2 protein-coding genes are annotated in these 2,013 nt (G+C 52.0%); both read left to right on the top strand.

The features are described from left to right. Positions 1-175: 175 nt before the first annotated feature. Positions 176-385 (top strand): cold-shock protein, encoded by a 210-nt coding sequence (locus A918_RS0114230; protein WP_022711712.1) that lies wholly within the window; start codon positions 176-178, stop codon positions 383-385. 474 nt (positions 386-859) lie between these two features. Then, positions 860-2,013, top strand: a 1,154-nt coding sequence (locus tag A918_RS0114225) for a pyridoxal phosphate-dependent aminotransferase (protein ID WP_022711711.1), incomplete at its 3' end; no start/stop codon positions are given.

The following is a 2,013-nucleotide window of genomic DNA, read 5'->3' as shown; positions in this document are numbered from 1 at the left end:
CGCCTTGTATTGGTCAAAAATGTCGCATATGTTGAGTTCATCGAATTTTCGGTCGAGTGATTTTGCGGCCCGCACGGCAACGCCTTTCTTCTCATGATCTTCCATCAACAACTTCGATCCACCGGGAACGTCGCAAGGCGAACCTGAATTTACTATGAACTTGAAGGAATTTCCCATGGCTACGGGAACAGTTAAGTGGTTCAACACGACCAAGGGTTTCGGTTTTATTCAGCCTGATCAGGGCGGCACAGACGTGTTCGTTCATATCTCCGCTGTACAGCGCGCTGGCCTGGCTCAGCTCGATGAAGGCCAGAAAGTCACCTATGAAATCGTGCAGGACCGCCGCTCTGGTCGTTCATCTGCCGACAACCTCGTTGCAATGTAATTTGCGATAAGGTTAAGAGCTGCATTTCATGCGGCTCAGGGTTGAGATACAGGGCGTTGAGGTCACACTGACTGACAATCTGGGATCGAATAAAAGGCGGGTTTTCCCGCCTTTTCTTTTTTCTGCACATCCCAAATATAAAACGCCGCAATTACGCTGCGATGCAAAAGCTTTCCTTGCACTTTGCCTGTGATTGCGACATAAAGCTGTAGCCTCTGACTGAACAGTCCGGCTCTATATCAGCGTTGCTCCCCACCGGCATAAACAGCCTCAAAACTGTAAACTCCCCGGATATCATATGCGACCAGATCAATCTGCGCTCGCGAAGGGCTCAACAACGTCGCTATAGCGGCTGCTCAGCACCGGCAGCAACGCTTAAACACACGCGGTTGAGGAGATTGCGCTGTGTTTTAGGTTTTCTTTTATCCTCCGGCTATTCAGCCGGATCGCCAGTTCCATTCAGGAGTAATGATCATGGCATTCCTCGCCGACGCACTGTCCCGCGTAAAACCATCTGCCACAATCGCTGTCAGCCAGAAAGCACGTGAGCTGAAAGCTAAGGGCAAAGATGTTATCAGCCTTGGTGCAGGTGAGCCGGATTTTGATACCCCTGATAATATTAAGCAGGCAGCCATCGACGCAATCACCCGCGGCGAAACCAAATATACCCCTGTTTCCGGTATTCCTGAACTGCGCAAGGCAATTGCTGCGAAGTTCAAGCGTGAAAACGGTCTGGATTACACCTGGGAACAGACCATTGTCGGCACCGGCGGCAAGCAGATCCTGTTCAATGCATTGATGGCAACCCTCAATCCGGGTGATGAAGTTATCATCCCTGCGCCTTATTGGGTAAGCTATCCGGAAATCGTTGCCCTGTGCGGCGCAACACCGGTGACTGTTGAAACCACAATGGACAACCAGTTCAAGCTGCAGGCTGCCGATCTGGAAGCTGCGATCACGCCAAAAACCAAATGGCTGATCCTCAATATGCCTTCCAACCCGACAGGTGCCGCTTATTCTGAAAGCGAAATCAAAGCGCTGACCGATGTGCTGCTGCGTCATCCGCAGGTCTGGATCCTGACCGACGATATGTATGAGCATCTCGTTTACGGCGAATTCAAATTCATGACCCCTGCGCAGGTTGAGCCAAAGCTCTATGACCGCACACTGACCATGAACGGCGTTTCCAAAGCCTATGCCATGACCGGCTGGCGCATTGGCTATGCAGCTGGCCCGCTGCAGCTGATTAAAGCTATGGATATGGTTCAGGGTCAGCAGACCTCCGGTGCCTCCTCCATCGCACAATGGGCAGCGGTTGAAGCTCTCAACGGCCCGCAGGATTTCATCGAAAAGAACAAAGCAATCTTTCAGGGCCGCCGCGATCTCGTTGTTTCCATGCTCAATCAGGCCAGCGGCATCACCTGCCCGACACCGGAAGGCGCATTCTACGTCTATCCGTCCTGTGCAGGTCTGATCGGCAAAACCGCACCTTCGGGCAAGGTTATCGAAACCGACGAAGATTTCGTTTCCGAATTGCTGGAAGCTGAAGGTGTAGCCGTTGTTCACGGTTCAGCCTTTGGTCTCGGACCAAACTTCCGTATCTCCTATGCAACTTCCGAAGAGTTGCT

Source organism: Pseudochrobactrum sp. AO18b (assembly GCF_000409565.1).
In the GTDB taxonomy this organism is placed as follows: domain Bacteria; phylum Pseudomonadota; class Alphaproteobacteria; order Rhizobiales; family Rhizobiaceae; genus Pseudochrobactrum; species Pseudochrobactrum saccharolyticum.
The sequence above is the reverse complement of the archived record's forward strand: the minus strand, read 5'-3'. Positions and strand labels throughout refer to the sequence as shown.